At 50.4% G+C, this 15,634-nt stretch carries 18 protein-coding genes; 9 read left to right on the top strand and 9 right to left on the bottom strand.

What is annotated here, in order from left to right:
- Nucleotides 1-196 precede the first annotated feature (196 nt).
- Nucleotides 197-679, bottom strand: coding sequence for an SsrA-binding protein SmpB (smpB, locus tag ACH0WD_RS02885; protein WP_001518569.1), 483 nt, complete (start codon nt 677-679; stop codon nt 197-199).
- Between the two features lie 188 nt (nt 680-867).
- Here smpB and ACH0WD_RS02880 point away from each other — a divergent pair, with 188 nt between their 5' ends.
- Nucleotides 868-1,305, top strand: a complete 438-nt coding sequence (locus ACH0WD_RS02880; RefSeq protein ID WP_001537508.1) for a type II toxin-antitoxin system RatA family toxin — start codon at nt 868-870, stop codon at nt 1,303-1,305.
- Entirely contained in the window at nt 1,295-1,585 is a 291-nt protein-coding gene (locus tag ACH0WD_RS02875) for an RnfH family protein (protein ID WP_001112990.1), read from the top strand. Before ACH0WD_RS02880 ends, ACH0WD_RS02875 begins: the two co-directional genes overlap by 11 nt.
- Nucleotides 1,586-1,750: 165 nt before the next feature.
- On the opposite strand, the gene bamE is transcribed toward ACH0WD_RS02875, so the two are convergent.
- The 3 genes from bamE to nadK form a co-directional block, all read right to left on the bottom strand.
- Nucleotides 1,751-2,089 carry an outer membrane protein assembly factor BamE gene (gene bamE, locus ACH0WD_RS02870; RefSeq protein ID WP_001203445.1) on the bottom strand — a complete coding sequence of 113 codons (339 nt, stop codon included), beginning with the start codon at nt 2,087-2,089 and terminating at the stop codon, nt 1,751-1,753.
- 148 nt (nt 2,090-2,237) lie between these two features.
- On the bottom strand, nt 2,238-3,899 hold the full coding sequence (recN, locus tag ACH0WD_RS02865; RefSeq protein ID WP_000880958.1) for a DNA repair protein RecN: 1,662 nt from the start codon (nt 3,897-3,899) through the stop codon (nt 2,238-2,240).
- Nucleotides 3,900-3,984: 85 nt separating this feature from the next.
- Nucleotides 3,985-4,863, bottom strand: a complete 879-nt coding sequence (gene nadK, locus ACH0WD_RS02860) for an NAD(+) kinase (protein ID WP_001059155.1) — start codon at nt 4,861-4,863, stop codon at nt 3,985-3,987.
- Nucleotides 4,864-4,986: 123 nt separating this feature from the next.
- Here nadK and grpE point away from each other — a divergent pair, with 123 nt between their 5' ends.
- Nucleotides 4,987-5,577 (top strand): nucleotide exchange factor GrpE, encoded by a 591-nt coding sequence (grpE, locus tag ACH0WD_RS02855; RefSeq protein WP_001518875.1) that lies wholly within the window; start codon nt 4,987-4,989, stop codon nt 5,575-5,577.
- A gap of 34 nt (nt 5,578-5,611) precedes the next feature.
- Here the strand turns inward: grpE and ACH0WD_RS02850 are convergent, their stop codons facing one another.
- From ACH0WD_RS02850 to ACH0WD_RS02840, 3 genes are all read right to left on the bottom strand, one after another.
- Entirely contained in the window at nt 5,612-6,217 is a 606-nt protein-coding gene (locus ACH0WD_RS02850) for a hypothetical protein (RefSeq protein WP_001294018.1), read from the bottom strand.
- Nucleotides 6,218-6,337: 120 nt separating this feature from the next.
- The gene (locus ACH0WD_RS02845; protein WP_127172650.1) at nt 6,338-7,624 is read right to left on the bottom strand and encodes an HlyC/CorC family transporter; all 1,287 of its coding nucleotides are present in this window, start codon (nt 7,622-7,624) and stop codon (nt 6,338-6,340) included.
- 19 nt (nt 7,625-7,643) lie between these two features.
- Nucleotides 7,644-8,435: an inner membrane protein YpjD gene (locus ACH0WD_RS02840; RefSeq protein WP_001537507.1), complete on the bottom strand. Its 792-nt coding sequence runs from the start codon at nt 8,433-8,435 to the stop codon at nt 7,644-7,646.
- A 165-nt stretch (nt 8,436-8,600) separates the two neighbouring features.
- On the opposite strand from ACH0WD_RS02840, the gene ffh reads away from it, so the two are divergent.
- The 5 genes from ffh to rplS all read left to right on the top strand — a co-directional run bounded on the left by ffh (nt 8,601) and on the right by rplS (nt 12,230).
- Nucleotides 8,601-9,962: a signal recognition particle protein gene (gene ffh / locus ACH0WD_RS02835; RefSeq protein ID WP_000460052.1), complete on the top strand. Its 1,362-nt coding sequence runs from the start codon at nt 8,601-8,603 to the stop codon at nt 9,960-9,962.
- A gap of 252 nt (nt 9,963-10,214) precedes the next feature.
- A complete protein-coding gene (rpsP, locus tag ACH0WD_RS02830) occupies nt 10,215-10,463 on the top strand; it encodes a 30S ribosomal protein S16 (RefSeq protein WP_000256453.1) in 249 nt (82 codons plus the stop codon).
- Between the two features lie 18 nt (nt 10,464-10,481).
- Nucleotides 10,482-11,030, top strand: a complete 549-nt coding sequence (gene rimM, locus ACH0WD_RS02825; protein ID WP_000043266.1) for a ribosome maturation factor RimM — start codon at nt 10,482-10,484, stop codon at nt 11,028-11,030.
- A gap of 44 nt (nt 11,031-11,074) precedes the next feature.
- Entirely contained in the window at nt 11,075-11,842 is a 768-nt protein-coding gene (gene trmD / locus ACH0WD_RS02820; RefSeq protein ID WP_000469804.1) for a tRNA (guanosine(37)-N1)-methyltransferase TrmD, read from the top strand.
- Between the two features lie 40 nt (nt 11,843-11,882).
- A complete protein-coding gene (rplS, locus tag ACH0WD_RS02815) occupies nt 11,883-12,230 on the top strand; it encodes a 50S ribosomal protein L19 (RefSeq protein WP_000065257.1) in 348 nt (115 codons plus the stop codon).
- A gap of 156 nt (nt 12,231-12,386) precedes the next feature.
- On the opposite strand, the gene dgcN is transcribed toward rplS, so the two are convergent.
- Both dgcN and ACH0WD_RS02805 read right to left on the bottom strand, forming a co-directional pair.
- Nucleotides 12,387-13,607 (bottom strand): diguanylate cyclase DgcN, encoded by a 1,221-nt coding sequence (gene dgcN, locus ACH0WD_RS02810; protein WP_001030981.1) that lies wholly within the window; start codon nt 13,605-13,607, stop codon nt 12,387-12,389.
- Nucleotides 13,600-14,118 carry a YfiR family protein gene (locus ACH0WD_RS02805; RefSeq protein ID WP_001212379.1) on the bottom strand — a complete coding sequence of 173 codons (519 nt, stop codon included), beginning with the start codon at nt 14,116-14,118 and terminating at the stop codon, nt 13,600-13,602. Before ACH0WD_RS02805 ends, dgcN begins: the two co-directional genes overlap by 8 nt.
- 439 nt (nt 14,119-14,557) lie before the next feature.
- Between ACH0WD_RS02805 and aroF the strand changes: the two genes are divergently transcribed.
- A complete protein-coding gene (gene aroF, locus ACH0WD_RS02800) occupies nt 14,558-15,628 on the top strand; it encodes a 3-deoxy-7-phosphoheptulonate synthase AroF (RefSeq protein WP_001168062.1) in 1,071 nt (356 codons plus the stop codon).
- The last annotated feature ends 6 nt before the right edge of the window (nt 15,629-15,634 follow it).

Here is a 15,634-nt window from a genome sequence, read left to right as displayed (position 1 = left end):
ATATTAAATTTTATAAAAATCATTTGAAGTATTGTGTTATTAGGCTATAAAAATTTTTTAAACAAAGAATATATTCTTGTTGTGGTATTTATTGCTATTGATAAGCGTCAGACACAGAGAATATATTTTCGAGGCATGCATGAGATATGAATATTGACCAGCTTCATACTGAGAAGCTGGTCACAAAAAATGTCTATTATCGGCCTGCATTTTTCATAATGCGTGCTTTATCCAGTTGCCACTCACGTTCTTTAAGATCGGAACGTTTATCATGTTGTTTTTTACCTTTCGCCACGCCGATCTTTACTTTGCACCAGGCATTTTTCCAGTACAGAGAAAGCGCGACGACAGTATAACCTTCACGATTAATACGGCCATACAGCGAATCAAGCTCACGCTGATTTAACAACAGTTTGCGGGTTCGGGTTGGGTCGCATACAACATGTGTCGAGGCGACCGCCATCGGCGTAAAGTTTGCGCCAAACAGCCAGGCCTCGCCATCTTTGAGGATAACGTAACTGTCGCCGATATTGGCTTTTCCTGCGCGCAGAGATTTTACTTCCCAGCCTTGCAGGGCGAGACCAGCCTCGAACTCTTCTTCGATAAAGTATTCGTGCCGGGCGCGCTTATTCAGCGCGATGGTGGCTGAGCCCGGTTTATGTGCTTTTTTCTTCGTCATAAGTGTCGTGAATTCATAGGTAATCTGATATCGAAAACACCCCATTACGTCCTGATGAGGTGCAAAAATCTATCTTAGCATGAGTTGGGCTATGCACGCACAATTAAGGCATGACGGTTGGGGACAGCATTTTTTTTACTTGCTGATAAGTGGTATTATTTACACGATTTATGTTGATGGGAATTGCTATGCCTCAGATTAGTCGGACTGCTTTAGTCCCCTACAGTGCGGAACAGATGTATCAGTTAGTGAATGACGTGCAATCGTATCCCCAGTTTTTGCCTGGGTGTGTTGGCAGTCGTGTCCTGGAGTCATCGCCAGCACAGATGACGGCGGCTGTTGACGTGTCGAAGGCGGGTATCAGCAAGACGTTTACGACGCGTAATCAGCTAACGCGTAACCAGAGCATTCTGATGCATTTGGTGGATGGCCCTTTTAAAAAGCTGATCGGCGGCTGGAAATTTACCCCGCTCAGCCCCGAGGCGTGCCGCATTGAGTTTCAGCTTGATTTTGAGTTTACCAATAAACTCATTGAGCTGGCGTTTGGTCGTATATTCAAAGAGTTAGCGTCCAACATGGTGCAGGCGTTTACGGTTCGCGCCAAAGAGGTTTACCGTGCCGGATAAACTTGTGGTTGAAGTGGCTTATGCGCTGCCGGAAAAGCAGTATTTGCAGCGCGTAACGCTGGAGGAGGGCGCGACGGTCGAAGAGGCGATTCGCGCTTCCGGCTTGCTGGAATTGCGCACGGATATCGATCTGGCGAAAAATAAAGTGGGTATCTATAGTCGTCCGGTAAAACTCACCGATACGGTGCAGGATGGCGATCGGGTTGAAATTTACCGTCCCTTAATCGCCGATCCAAAAGCGTTACGCCGCCAGCGCGCCGAAAAATCGGCTGGCAGATAATTAGCCTCTTTTGCCGGATAACGGTGTGGAAGCCGTACCACACCTGAAGCACAGGCGTGCCTGTAAGCCAGATAAACGTAGCGCCATCAGGCAAATTCGTACCAAATGGCGGGGGAGAGGTTTGCAGGCCTGATGAACGTAACCTCATCAGGCGGTATCACAAAATTACTTCGTCAACGCCGGTTTGTTATCAATATTGGTTAACACGCCGCTGCTGTTAAAGGTGAGTGTCAGAGTCTGCTGCGTCACGTTCTCATGTCCTGGCTGCTGGCGGAAGACATAAAACCAGGTGTTCGTACCAAAAGGATCGGTCATCATCGGCGTGCCTAAAGCATACGCAACCTGTTGTTGCGTCATACCAACACGCACTTTGGCGACATCCGTAGGTGTAAGATAGTTCCCCTGATTGATGTCAGGTCGGTAAACCACTCGCTCCAGAGTGGAACAGCCTGCGGTCAACATCAGGAGTACTGCTGCGGCAGCAGTCAGCGTTTTACAGCGCATAGTGATTGGGTTCCTTTTCGGGCCTGAGCAGTACGTGGCTCATATTAATATGCCGATGATAATAGACCTTTCATCACTTTAAAACCTTTTGCTGTCGGGTCTTACGGCGTTTTTGTTGTGAACTCAGACCTTCGGGAGATAAAAAAGTTTACGCCGCCAGCAGTTCTTTTGCGTTTGCCAGCGTATTACGCGTAACTTCACTTCCTCCCAACAGGCGGGCCAGTTCCTGTAAACGCGCACGTTTATCCAACGGTTGCATATGGGTTTCGGTCATTGCCCCGTCTGTTTCTTTACTGACAAAGAAGTGCTGGTGACCGCACCCGGCTACCTGTGGCAGGTGAGTGACGCACATCACCTGAGTGGATTCGCCAAGCTGACGCAGGAGTTTACCGACCACGGCGGCAGTTGGGCCGCTGATGCCAACATCGACCTCGTCAAAAATTAGCGCCGGCGTTTCCATTTTGCGCGCGGTAATCACCTGAATAGCCAGCGCAATGCGCGACAGTTCACCGCCAGACGCGACTTTAGCGATAGGCTGCAGCGGCTGACCCGGGTTTGTCGTCACTTTAAACTCCACGCGATCGGCGCCGTCGTTGCTCAGATGATGCTCATCAAATTTCACGTCGATAGTAAACAGACCGTGCGGCATCGAAAGTAAATGCATACTTTCAGTGATCAACTGCCCCAGCTCCTGGGCGTAAAACTGACGCTGTTGATGCAGCGCTTGCGCCGTTTCCAGCGCTTGTTGGTGATGCTTATTAACCGCCAGCGTTAGCGTTTCCAGCGAATCGGCCTGATCGTCGAGCTGCTGCTGTTCTTCGAGCAGTGACTGATAAAGCTGCGGCAGCGCTTCCGGGCTGACATGATGTTTTCGCGCCAGCGAAATTTGTTTAGCGATGCGCTGTTCAAGCTCAAACAGGCGATTGGGGTCTAAATCCAGACGCTCGCAATAGTGGCGTAATTCATCGCTGGCTTCGGTGAGTTGGATAGTGGCTTCTTCCAGCATATCCAGGATGCCGGAAAGCTTGCTGTCCATACCCACCAGCTCGCTAACCAGTTGTTTTGCGCTATATAACTGGCTTTGCAGATTAACGTCTTCGCCGTCCGCGAGTAGCGCCAGAGCGTTCTGGCTGGTCGTAAGCAACTGCCCGCTGTTGGCCAGCCGTTTGTACTCTTCGTCAATTTGCTCGAATTCGCCGGCCTGCGGATTAAAGTCGTTCAACTCTTTTAACTGATATTGCAGCAGTTCCGCGCGCGCGGCGCGTTCCTGGCTTTGTTGTTGGTGATGGGCGAGATCGCGGCAGCTTTGATGCCATAATTGGTAGCGGGCAGCCATCTGCTGCGCTAAAGCGGCTTCGTTGGCATAGCTATCCAGCAGCGATTTTTGCTGTTCGGGTTTGGTAAGCTGCTGGTGCGCATGTTGACCGTGAATTTGAATCAGCAACTGACCGAGCTCACGCAATTGAGACAGGGGCACAGCGGTGCCGTTAATAAAGCCCCGTGAGCGACCATCGCTGCTGATAACGCGGCGAAGTAAGCATTCGCGACCTTCTTCAAGCTGGTTTTCTTCCAGCCAGCGCAATGCCGCAGGCGTGTCTTTCAGCGCAAAGCGGGCACACAAATCGGCGCGGGTCGCTCCGCTACGGACCATATCGGCCTCAGCGCGACCGCCCAGACACAGACCCAGGGCATCAATCGCAATAGATTTACCCGCGCCGGTTTCACCAGTAATGACGGTCATTCCGCTCTGAAAATCGATCTCAAGCTCACGAACGATAGCAAAATTGCTGATGGTCAGTTGCGCCAACATAGCTGTTTTCCTGTATGAAAAACCATGACTGTAATTAAATACAGTATAAACTGGTTTTTTATACAGTAAAGAGGCTAACGTAAAATTAGAATAATTTTTTTGACCAACCGAGTTTTGTGCTTAATGTATTGAAATAGCTATAGTCTTTGGGATGTATGAGGTTGAGATGGTAATCGCAGCGGCGAATCAGCACATCTTCTCCTTCCTGAATAGGCAGCGCTATCTGGCTGTCGCAGCTAATTTCCAGATCGCTACGGCGATGCGAAAAACGCAGACGAATCGTGCTACTGCTGTTAATGACTAACGGGCGCGCCGACAAGGTATGCGGGAACATCGGCACCAGGGTGATTGCATCCAGTGAAGGGGTCAGAATAGGGCCGCCTGCGGAGAGCGAATAGGCGGTGGAGCCGGTCGGCGTAGAAATGATCAGACCATCAGATCGCTGTGAAAAAGCGAAGGTTTCATCAATATAAACCTCGAATTCGATCATATGCGCCACTTTTCCCGGATGCAGCACCACTTCATTAATGGCTGTGCTGATACGCTTCTGGCGGTCCTGTTGGCAGACCTGCGCTTCCAGCAGAAAACGTTTTTCGGAGATATAGCGCCCTTCCAGCACATCAGATAATTGTTGCAGGGCGTTGTCCGGATCGAGATCGGTCAGGAAGCCAAGATTACCGCGGTTAATGCCAATCACATTGATGTCATAACGCGCCAGCGTACGCGCTGCGCCAAGCATATTGCCGTCGCCGCCCACGACTACCGCCAGATCCGCCTGTTGACCAATTTCCGCCAGCGTGCCGGTTGGCACATTTTTTAGCTGTAATTCGTGGGCGATTTGTTGCTCCACAATGACCTCATAACCCTGATCGCATAGCCAACGGTAGAGCATTTCATGTGTCGTGAGTGCGGTGGGATGACGCGGATGCCCCACAATGCCGATACACTTGAAATGATTATTCATTTTTCTGAGGTCCTTGTAGCGAAGATTGATGACAATGTGAGTACTTCCCTTGAAACCCTGAATCTGATCCCCATAATAAGCGAAGTTAGCGAGATGAATGCGAAAAAAAACGCGGAGAAATTCATGAGTAGTAAAGAACAGAAAACGCCTGAGGGGCAAGCCCCGGAAGAAATTATCATGGATCAGCACGAAGAGGTTGAGGCAGTTGAACCAAACGATTCTGCTGAGCAGGTGGATCCGCGCGATGAAAAAATTGCGAATCTGGAAGTTCAGCTTGCAGAAGCCCAGACTCGCGAACGCGACACCGTGTTGCGCATCAAAGCGGAAATGGAAAACCTGCGCCGTCGTACTGAACAGGATATCGAAAAAGCGCATAAATTCGCTCTCGAGAAATTCGTCAACGAATTGCTGCCGGTAATCGATAGCCTGGATCGCGCGCTGGAAGTCGCAGACAAAGCCAATCCGGATATGGCGGCAATGGTCGAAGGGATTGAGCTGACGCTGAAGTCTATGCTGGATGTGGTGCGTAAGTTCGGCGTGGAAGTGATTGCTGAGACCAACGTGCCGCTGGACCCGAACGTGCATCAGGCGATTGCGATGGTGGAGTCGGAAGAGGTTCCGGCAGGCAATGTGCTGGGTATTATGCAGAAAGGCTATACGCTGAACGGTCGTACCATTCGCGCGGCGATGGTGACGGTAGCGAAGGCGAAGTAAAAGTCTGATGGCCGATGTAAAGTCGGCCATTTTTTTAGCTTAAAAAATCCTGCACTTCCAGCCACGGCGTGTTGAAATCCTCTATTTTTTTATATTCGCTCATTGGCAGAACGACCACATTATAGGTGTCAGATCCTTCATTCAGATCAAAAATCTGGAAGCCCCTCTTATTGAGTTCGGTCTGGATGCGTTCAAAGATCTCGTCAAGGTAACGGTCCCCGGCTTCACAGACATCGGAGATTTCATCCTCTTGGGTTATTTCGACAAGAAGATTTCTTAATTCCTCAGAATTCGTCAGGTTTTTTGTGAGTTCATAAAAGCGATCTGCGGCAAAATTAGCCAGTTCGCCTTCTTCATCTTCACCTTTCCAGTCAACGAGGTGAATAAATCCTTCGCCGCGTAGAACTTGTAAAAATGCCTGTGCCAGCTCGTTATTTCCGAGATCGCCACCGCTACAATCCAGGACGTCCTGCAACCCATATTCGTCTTCATCTTCGTCTTCAAAGATTTCAGGTTGCGTCGAAAGTTGAGAGAAAATAGTGGGCCATAAGGTTGGGTTGTGCGATAAAAAAACGTTGGCGACGACGTTGAGGTCGTCTGCAAAATTCTTATCCCATTCAATTACATAATTTTCTGACATAACATCAATATCCTTTCTGAATGCCTGAAAAGACATTATTGCATTGTTAAGTAAATGGCAGGAATTGATGGAATCTTAAAAGACGGCGATAAAAAAGGCGAACCGGAGTTCGCCATTGTGTTACTCCGCCACACTCTCGCGCAGCGGTTTTACCGGTACAACCTTTACCTGCTTAATCATATTTTCCTGTACATCGAGAATATCGATATCGTACTGCTCAATGCGCACGCGCGTGCCAGCAACCGGAATTTCCTCCAGCGCCTCCAGAATCACCCCATTGACGGTGCGCGCGTCATCTTCCGGCAGGTGCCAGTTAAACGCTTTATTGATTTCCCGGACGTTGGCGGTACCGTCAATAATGACCGAACCGTCGTTTTGCGGCGTGACCTCTTCCGCCAGTGTCGGCGACATCGATGTGGTGAAGTCGCCGACGATCTCTTCGAGAATATCTTCCACGGTGACCAGCCCCTGGATATCGCCATATTCGTTGACGACCAGTCCGACTTTCTTTTTATTACGCTGAAATTTAATCAGTTGTGTACTGAGCGGCGTACCTTCCGGGACGTAATAGATTTCATCGGCGGCGCGCAGCATCATCTCTTTGGTGAACTCTTTTTTCTCGGCCATTAACCGCCAGGCTTCACGCACGCGCAGCATACTGATGGCGTCATCCAGCGAATCGCGATAGAGCACAATGCGTCCGTGCGGCGAGTGGGTGAGCTGCCGCTCGATAGACTTCCAGTCGTCATTGATATCGATCCCGATAATTTCATTACGCGGCACCATGATGTCATCCACGCTGACCTTTTCCAGGTCGAGAACCGACAGCAGCATATCCTGATTGCGGCGAGAGATTTGCGAACGGGATTCATGCACGATAGTGCGTAATTCCTCTTTGCTTAACGACCCGCTGACCACGATGTCCGTTTTAATTCCCATCAGACGCATCAGCAGGCGGGTGATGGTGTTAAGTAACCACACCAGCGGCATCATCAGTATCTGTAACGGCGCCAGCAGGAAGCTGCTGGGATAGGCCACTTTTTCCGGATAGAGCGCGGCGATAGTTTTGGGCAGGACTTCGGCAAAAACTAACACGACAAACGTCAGTACCCCGGTAGCGATAGCCACGCCGGCGTCGCCGTAAAGCCGCATACCCACAATCGTGCCGAGCGCCGAGGCAAGAATGTTGACCAGGTTATTGCCGATCAGCACCAGGCTTATCAGTCGGTCGGGTTTACGCAATAATTTTTCTACCCGTTTTGCCGAGCGATTACCTTGCTTCGCCATATGGCGTAAACGGTAACGGTTTAGCGTCATCATTCCAGTTTCGGAACCGGAAAAATAGGCCGAGATGACCACCATGATGATTAATATGATAATCAGCGTGGTGGTGGAGATGTGTTCCAGGGGAAACTCCTTTAAAAGCTTAGCTTACAAATTGCTGTAATATGCGGCTACCAAAATAGGCCAGCGTCAGAATACCCGCGCCTGCGACGTTAAACCACACGACCCGCCGACCCCGCCAGCCTTCATGGTAATGCCCCCACAGCAGAACGATATAGACAAACCATGCCACGATAGAGAGCACGGCTTTATCAATATTTTCAGTACTGAACAGGTTATGCATGTAAAACAGGCCGGTACACAGAGTAAGGGTCAGCAGTACGACGCCAATCTGCGTGATATGAAACATTTTGCGCTCAATGCTCATCAATGGCGGCATTTCATTACTAAACGCCAGCTTTTTGTTCTTCAACTGATAGTCGATCCACGCCAGTTGTAGCGCATACAGCGCGGCGATTATCAGCGTCGCGTAAGAGAAAAGCGACAGACCGATGTGCACCATCATGCCTGGGGTCGCTTCCAGATGCGTAATATATTCATTAGGCATGAACGTGGCGAAGGCCAGGTTAATCAGCGCAAAAGCATAGACAATGGGCAGAAGTAACCAGCCGCGATTACGCGACGCGACAATGGTCATCACCGTGCAGATCATCAGGCTGACCAGCGAACCGACATTCAGCAGGCTCAGGTTTTGTCCACTGTCGCCGCCGGGCAGAATACGCGATTCCAGCGCGACAGCATGGCACACCAGCGCGATGACCGCAGAAAGAATAGCCATACGCCGCCAGCCGCTGTTCTTTTGCAACAGTCCGGGAACGATCAGCGCGAGGCTGAAGGAGTAGGCGACAAGGGCAAGTAAAGCAAAAACGGGCATAGTTGTGTCGACAGTTGACCAGTGAGAAAGAGAAGCAGTATAGCGTTACGTGACCGCAGCTCCAACCGTTGCATAACAACAAAGACGGCTTCATGGTATACTGTGGCGAAATTCTGTAACTGTGTCGCTGCGGCGACCAACCGTTTCCACCCCAGGCGAGAGACAATGTTTGATAATTTAACCGATCGTTTGTCGCGCACGCTGCGCAATATCAGTGGCCGTGGGCGCCTTACTGAAGACAACGTTAAAGAGACGCTGCGCGAAGTGCGCATGGCGCTGCTGGAGGCTGACGTTGCGCTGCCGGTAGTGCGTGAGTTCATCAATCGCGTAAAAGAGAAAGCGGTTGGTCATGAAGTTAACAAGAGCCTGACCCCAGGGCAGGAGTTCGTCAAGATTGTCCGTAGCGAACTGGTTGCGGCGATGGGCGAAGAGAACCAGACGCTGAATTTAGCTGCGCAGCCGCCAGCCGTAGTATTGATGGCGGGTCTGCAGGGGGCGGGTAAAACCACCAGCGTCGGTAAGCTGGGGAAATTCTTGCGCGAGAAGCACAAGAAGAAAGTGCTGGTCGTCTCTGCCGACGTCTATCGCCCGGCGGCGATCAAACAGCTCGAAACGCTGGCTGAGCAGGTTGGCGTGGATTTCTTCCCGTCTGATGTCGGCCAGAAACCGGTTGATATCGTCAACGCCGCGCTGAAAGAAGCGAAGCTCAAATTCTACGACGTGCTGCTGGTGGATACCGCCGGTCGTCTGCACGTTGACGAAGCGATGATGGACGAAATCAAACAGGTCCACGCTTCTATCAAGCCAGTAGAAACGCTGTTTGTCGTCGATGCGATGACCGGTCAGGATGCGGCGAATACCGCAAAAGCCTTTAACGAAGCGCTGCCGTTAACCGGTGTGGTGCTGACCAAAGTTGATGGTGATGCGCGTGGCGGTGCGGCGCTCTCTATTCGTCATATCACCGGCAAGCCGATTAAATTCCTCGGTGTCGGCGAGAAAACCGACGCGCTGGAGCCGTTCCACCCGGATCGTATCGCCTCGCGTATTCTCGGCATGGGAGACGTACTGTCTCTTATCGAAGATATCGAAAGCAAAGTTGACCGCGCACAGGCTGAGAAGCTGGCGACCAAACTGAAGAAAGGCGACGGTTTCGACCTGAACGACTTCTTGGAACAGCTCAAACAGATGAAAAACATGGGCGGTATGGCCAGTCTGATGGGCAAATTACCGGGCATGGGGCAGATTCCGGACAACGTTAAATCGCAGATGGATGACAAAGTGCTGGTGCGTATGGAGGCGATCATCAATTCGATGACGCTGAAAGAACGCGCGAAGCCGGAAATCATCAAAGGTTCCCGCAAGCGTCGTATCGCGCAGGGCTGTGGGATGCAGGTGCAGGACGTTAATCGCCTTCTGAAACAGTTCGACGACATGCAGCGCATGATGAAGAAGATGAAGAAGGGCGGGATGGCGAAGATGATGCGGAGTATGAAGGGGATGATGCCGCCAGGCTTCCCGGGTAGATAAATATATCGGGCTACCTTATTTGCCATTTTGACGCCGGAGTGTGCTCGAAATGCTCACGTACTGCGTGTACGCTCCGCTTTCTGCGCGCACGCCGACGCCAAACTGGCTGCAACGGTCACGCCCTGGAATCAAGCTTCATCACATGTTGATTGCTTTTTTCCCAGAAATCAGTAAAATTTTCGGGCTTTTAATATGACGCCGGGCTCCGTTCCTCGATGGGGCCCGGTTGTTTTATTCACACAAGAGGATGTTATGGTAACTATTCGTTTAGCTCGTCACGGCGCTAAAAAGCGTCCGTTCTACCAGGTTGTTGTCACCGACAGCCGTAATGCACGCAACGGTCGCTTCATTGAGCGCGTTGGTTTCTTCAACCCAATCGCTAGCGAAAAAGAAGAAGGCACCCGCCTGGATCTGGATCGCATCGCTCACTGGGTTGGCCAGGGCGCAACCATTTCCGATCGCGTTGCGGCGCTGATCAAAGAAGTAAAAAAAGCAGCTTAATCTGTCACGGTGGTCATGATGAGCAAGCAACTCGCCGCACAAGTACCCGCTGAACCGGTTGTACTGGGGAAAATGGGTTCTTCATACGGTATCCGTGGTTGGCTCAGAGTGTTTTCCTCCACTGAAGACGCCGAAAGCATTTTTGACTATCAGCCCTGGTTTATCCAGAAGGCGGGTCAGTGGCAGCAGGTACAGCTGGAAAGCTGGAAGCACCACAATCAGGATCTGATCATCAAGCTGAAAGGCGTTGACGATCGAGATGCAGCGAATCTTCTGACCAATTGCGAAATTGTCGTGGATTCCTCGCAACTTCCTGCGCTTGAGGAGGGAGACTACTACTGGAAAGACCTGATGGGCTGCCAGGTAGTCACCGCTGAAGGCTACGATCTCGGTAAAGTTATCGACATGATGGAAACCGGGTCGAATGACGTTCTCGTCATTAAGGCGAACCTGAAAGATGCATTTGGTATCAAGGAACGACTAGTACCGTTCCTCGATGGGCAGGTTATCAAGAAAGTCGATCTCGCTACTCGTACTATCGAAGTAGACTGGGATCCTGGTTTTTAAACCACCGAATAAACGGTAATAAATGGCGTTATGGGGATTGGCTTGTGTTTATTGGCATCGTTAGCCTGTTTCCTGAAATGTTCCGCGCAATTACCGATTACGGGGTAACTGGCCGGGCAGTAAAAAAAGGCCTGCTGAACATCCAAAGCTGGAGTCCTCGCGACTTCGCGCATGACCGGCACCGTACCGTGGACGATCGTCCTTACGGCGGCGGACCGGGGATGTTAATGATGGTGCAACCCTTGCGGGACGCCATTCATGCAGCAAAAGCCGCGGCAGGTGAAGGCGCTAAAGTGATTTATCTGTCGCCTCAGGGACGCAAGCTTGATCAAGCGGGCGTTAGCGAGCTGGCCACGAATCAGAAGCTTATTCTGGTGTGTGGTCGCTACGAAGGCGTAGATGAGCGCGTAATTCAGACCGAAATTGACGAAGAATGGTCAATTGGCGATTACGTTCTCAGCGGTGGCGAACTACCGGCAATGACGCTGATTGACTCCGTCGCCCGGTTTATACCGGGAGTTCTGGGGCATGAAGCATCAGCAATCGAAGATTCGTTTGCTGATGGGTTGCTGGATTGTCCGCACTATACGCGCCCTGAAGTGTTAGAGGGGATGGAAGTACCGCCAGTATTGCTGTCGGGAAACCATGCCGAGATACGTCGCTGGCGTTTGAAACAGTCGCTGGGCCGAACCTGGCTTAGAAGACCTGAACTTCTGGAAAACCTGGCTCTGACTGAAGAGCAAGCAAGGTTGCTGGCGGAGTTCAAAACAGAACACGCACAACAGCAGCATAAACATGATGGGATGGCATAGGCCCCCGAATATCAGTTTACCCAGGATAAGAGATTAAATTATGAGCAACATTATTAAGCAACTTGAACAAGAGCAGATGAAGCAGAACGTACCTTCCTTCCGTCCGGGCGATACCGTGGAAGTGAAAGTATGGGTTGTTGAAGGTACCAAGAAACGTCTGCAGGCATTCGAGGGCGTGGTTATCGCTATTCGTAACCGCGGTCTGCACTCTGCATTCACTGTTCGTAAAATTTCCAACGGCGAAGGCGTTGAGCGTGTCTTCCAGACTCACTCTCCGGTAGTTGACAGCATTGCTGTTAAACGTCGTGGTGCTGTTCGTAAAGCTAAACTGTACTACCTGCGTGAGCGTACTGGTAAAGCGGCTCGTATCAAAGAGCGTCTTAACTAAGAACGCGCTTTCGCAACATCCGAAAGCTTGTAGAAAAGAAGGGGCTGGCATTACGCTGGCCCCTTTTTTATGGGTTTGCTCCACGCCATAGACGGTTGCATGATTAGGCTGGGTCTGTGGTCTCAACGCTGAGTCAGAAACGGCCAGGCCCGTTCCTTAGTTTAGCGAGCGTTCCGCACGCCGGTGTTTAGCCTGATACATATTTCGATCGGCCAGTTCTTGTAGTTTTTCGGCAGTGGCATGTTCCCATGTCAGCGCAAAGCCAATACTCAGGGTCATCGTTATTCGCTGGCCGTTATGCAGTTCAAAAGGTCGATTAAACGCCTGGGATAGCGCTGCGCAAATACGTTGTACTTCATATTCCGAATGTACATCGTAAAGCACCATCGCAAATTCATCGCCGCCGAGTCGGTAAGTCTGATAACGGCTACCACCGAATTCCGCTAATCTTTTGGCAACCTCTATAAGTACGCGGTCGCCTGCCGCATGTCCCCAGGTATCATTAATATATTTAAAGTTATCGCCATCCAGAAATAACAATGCCGAACTGCTACGAGCGGAATTGTCCTTCATCAGCGCGTTAATACAGCTGCGAAATGCCGCGCGATTGGCAAGCCCCGTCAGCGGATCGTGCAGCGCGGTACGTAGTAACTGGGCATTTTTAGCCTGAAGCCGTAGCTGCCATTCTTCCATCTCATCCAGAAGGCTATTGAAATCCTGCGCAAACAGGTGAAATTCCGCAATACGCTCATCAGGTACCCGGCGTGAAAAATTTCGGTTAGTGCGAACGTCGTGTACAACTTCAGTAATATTTTGCAGCGCATCCACAACGCCATTGTGTAAATAACGCGTGAGCAGCAGGGCAATGCCGGATGCCAGCAGAATACATCCTGTCAGCACTGCCAGCGATAGCCAGATAAAATGACCAATAAGGCTGTCGCGGGCGACAAGCCGTACTTCGCCGATGGCCCTGCCGTTGTGCCAGACGGGTTGCGATACCGGCAATGGAAAAAGCCAGTGGCTAATTAAGCCGATGAGCTTATCGTCTGCGGCTCGCGCATCATAGCGCCATGAGGCGATAGCACGGCCATTTTTATCGCGGACCTCCGCCGCTGAAAATTGTCCCTGGCGTCCCAGTGTGGCGAGCGTTTCCGCTGCGGCCGCGTTATCGGAAAATACCAGCGCCGCTTCAAGGCTATGGGCCATTGTGGCGGCGGTCAAATCGAGATTTTTTTGCGCATACTGTTTGAGCGTAAGGACAGACGCAACGCAAATTAATAGCCAGATCAATGTCATTGTAAGCAGCACGCTGATTATACTAATCCGCCGTAGTGTGCGTTTAAATGTTGGCCTGGACAGAGAAAATTCCTTATTCATGCTTTTGATTCCGTGCAAGCATTAATACTTCTGGATTCACTCTCACGCCGCTATGCGAGAGGGAGTCCAGGTTGACGGAAAATTTGACTTCATCATTGTTAATGATCAGACAAAATGCGCTGCCAATAATACATTCGGTATTTTGCTCGGCAATTAATAACAAGGCATTAACTGGATAATGACGCGTTAACTCCACCTGATAAGCTGGCGATTCATTGCCAAAGTAAAAACCATCACAGCGGGCGCTCAGGGCTTCTTGTGTGGTACGGATGACAAGCGGTTGATAAGGGAAAGCCCAGTCAGCCTCTTCGCTAAGTACCCTGACAAAACGCGCAGATGAAAATATGCATAGCCTTGGCGGCCCGGATAACGCCGGCCAGTGTGTATAACTGACGATACCGGAGACGATGGCGCGTACGGATTTCTCTTCTTCCGTGACGCGTTGAGCATACAGAGGCAAGCTTGCTAATAATAGCGATAACAGAAGGATAAATCGGTGAGAAAAACGCATTAACAAGTCCCCACCATCTTCAGTCGTAAAGCATTAAAATACATCCGTGATTGTTTGTAGCAAAATAACATTATTTTGCCATATCGTCATTATGTCTTATTGATAATATGAATAATTTAAGTGGCATCCCTGATATTAAATTCTTGTGATAATGGTATTAATCACCCTGTATCAGAAAGTAAAAATATGTGTGCGGAGAAAAAATAATCAAAAAATAGCGAGCATCGCTCATTTTACCGCTTTTCTGAGGCTGGGAATAAAATAATTCACTTGTTGTGTAAAGTTTTTGATACGAAATGAAGGGGTTTAATCGATGATTTCGCATGGTGTAAAGTTTATTTTACGTAATATGGATTGAAATCTTTACTTTTTGTGGTATGGTTTAAACATCCTCGTGGAGGATCAACTATCGCAAACAAGAAAAGACAGGATCGCCATCATGCAAAAAGACGCGCTGAATAACGTACGTATCACCGATGAACAGGTATTAATGACGCCGGAGCAGCTTAAAGCGGCCTTTCCGTTGAGCCTGGCGCAGGAAGCGCAGATAGCGCAGTCCCGGGGAATCATTTCTGACATTATTGCCGGGCGCGATCCGCGTCTGTTGGTGGTATGCGGTCCTTGTTCTATTCACGATCCTGAAACCGCTCTGGAATATGCCCGTCGATTTAAAGCCCTTGCCGCAGAGGTCAGCGATAGCCTCTATCTGGTAATGCGCGTCTATTTTGAAAAGCCGCGGACTACCGTCGGCTGGAAAGGGCTGATTAACGATCCTCACATGGATGGCTCATTTGATGTGGAAGCCGGGTTGAAAATAGCGCGTCAGCTACTGGTGGAACTGGTGAATATGGGGTTGCCATTGGCGACCGAAGCGTTGGATCCGAACAGCCCGCAATACCTGGGCGATCTGTTTAGCTGGTCGGCGATAGGCGCGCGCACAACCGAATCGCAAACCCACCGCGAAATGGCGTCTGGTCTTTCTATGCCGGTCGGCTTTAAAAACGGCACGGATGGCAGCCTGGCGACAGCGATTAACGCCATGCGCGCCGCTGCGCAACCTCATCGTTTTGTTGGCATTAACCAGGCCGGTCAGGTTGCGTTATTGCAAACCCAGGGAAATCCGCATGGTCATGTGATTCTGCGTGGCGGCAAAGCGCCAAACTATAGCCCGGCAGATGTCGCTCAGTGTGAAAAAGAGATGGAACAGGCGGGACTACGTCCTTCGCTGATGGTAGATTGCAGTCATGGTAACTCCAATAAAGATTATCGCCGCCAGCCAGCCGTTGCCGAATCTGTGGTTGCGCAGATTAAAGATGGCAATCGTTCAATCATTGGCTTAATGATTGAAAGTAATATTCATGAGGGTAATCAGTCTTCCGAGCAGCCGCGCAGCGAAATGAAGTATGGCGTTTCCGTCACCGATGCTTGTATTAGCTGGGAGATGACCGATGCCCTGTTACGTGAAATTCATAAAGATTTGAGCGGCCAGCTGGCGGTGCGCGTCGCATAAGAGGTT

The sequence above is a fragment of the Salmonella sp. 2020_1395 genome, from assembly GCF_043848115.1.
Classification (GTDB): domain Bacteria; phylum Pseudomonadota; class Gammaproteobacteria; order Enterobacterales; family Enterobacteriaceae; genus Salmonella; species Salmonella enterica.
Note: the sequence above shows the minus strand (reverse complement) of the source record. Positions and strands in the feature narration are given on the sequence as shown.

Excerpts from the sequence above, each read along its gene's own strand:
- smpB (WP_001518569.1), bottom strand. The coding sequence starts at position 679 with ATGACGAAGAAAAAAGCACATAAACCGGGCTCAGCCACCATCGCGCTG.
- ACH0WD_RS02880 (WP_001537508.1), top strand. The coding sequence starts at position 868 with ATGCCTCAGATTAGTCGGACTGCTTTAGTCCCCTACAGTGCGGAACAG.
- bamE (WP_001203445.1), bottom strand. The coding sequence starts at position 2,089 with ATGCGCTGTAAAACGCTGACTGCTGCCGCAGCAGTACTCCTGATGTTG.
- recN (WP_000880958.1), bottom strand. The coding sequence starts at position 3,899 with ATGTTGGCGCAACTGACCATCAGCAATTTTGCTATCGTTCGTGAGCTT.
- nadK (WP_001059155.1), bottom strand. The coding sequence starts at position 4,863 with ATGAATAATCATTTCAAGTGTATCGGCATTGTGGGGCATCCGCGTCAT.
- grpE (WP_001518875.1), top strand. The coding sequence starts at position 4,987 with ATGAGTAGTAAAGAACAGAAAACGCCTGAGGGGCAAGCCCCGGAAGAA.
- ACH0WD_RS02850 (WP_001294018.1), bottom strand. The coding sequence starts at position 6,217 with ATGTCAGAAAATTATGTAATTGAATGGGATAAGAATTTTGCAGACGAC.
- ACH0WD_RS02840 (WP_001537507.1), bottom strand. The coding sequence starts at position 8,435 with ATGCCCGTTTTTGCTTTACTTGCCCTTGTCGCCTACTCCTTCAGCCTC.
- ffh (WP_000460052.1), top strand. The coding sequence starts at position 8,601 with ATGTTTGATAATTTAACCGATCGTTTGTCGCGCACGCTGCGCAATATC.
- rpsP (WP_000256453.1), top strand. The coding sequence starts at position 10,215 with ATGGTAACTATTCGTTTAGCTCGTCACGGCGCTAAAAAGCGTCCGTTC.
- rimM (WP_000043266.1), top strand. The coding sequence starts at position 10,482 with ATGAGCAAGCAACTCGCCGCACAAGTACCCGCTGAACCGGTTGTACTG.
- rplS (WP_000065257.1), top strand. The coding sequence starts at position 11,883 with ATGAGCAACATTATTAAGCAACTTGAACAAGAGCAGATGAAGCAGAAC.
- dgcN (WP_001030981.1), bottom strand. The coding sequence starts at position 13,607 with ATGAATAAGGAATTTTCTCTGTCCAGGCCAACATTTAAACGCACACTA.
- ACH0WD_RS02805 (WP_001212379.1), bottom strand. The coding sequence starts at position 14,118 with ATGCGTTTTTCTCACCGATTTATCCTTCTGTTATCGCTATTATTAGCA.
- aroF (WP_001168062.1), top strand. The coding sequence starts at position 14,558 with ATGCAAAAAGACGCGCTGAATAACGTACGTATCACCGATGAACAGGTA.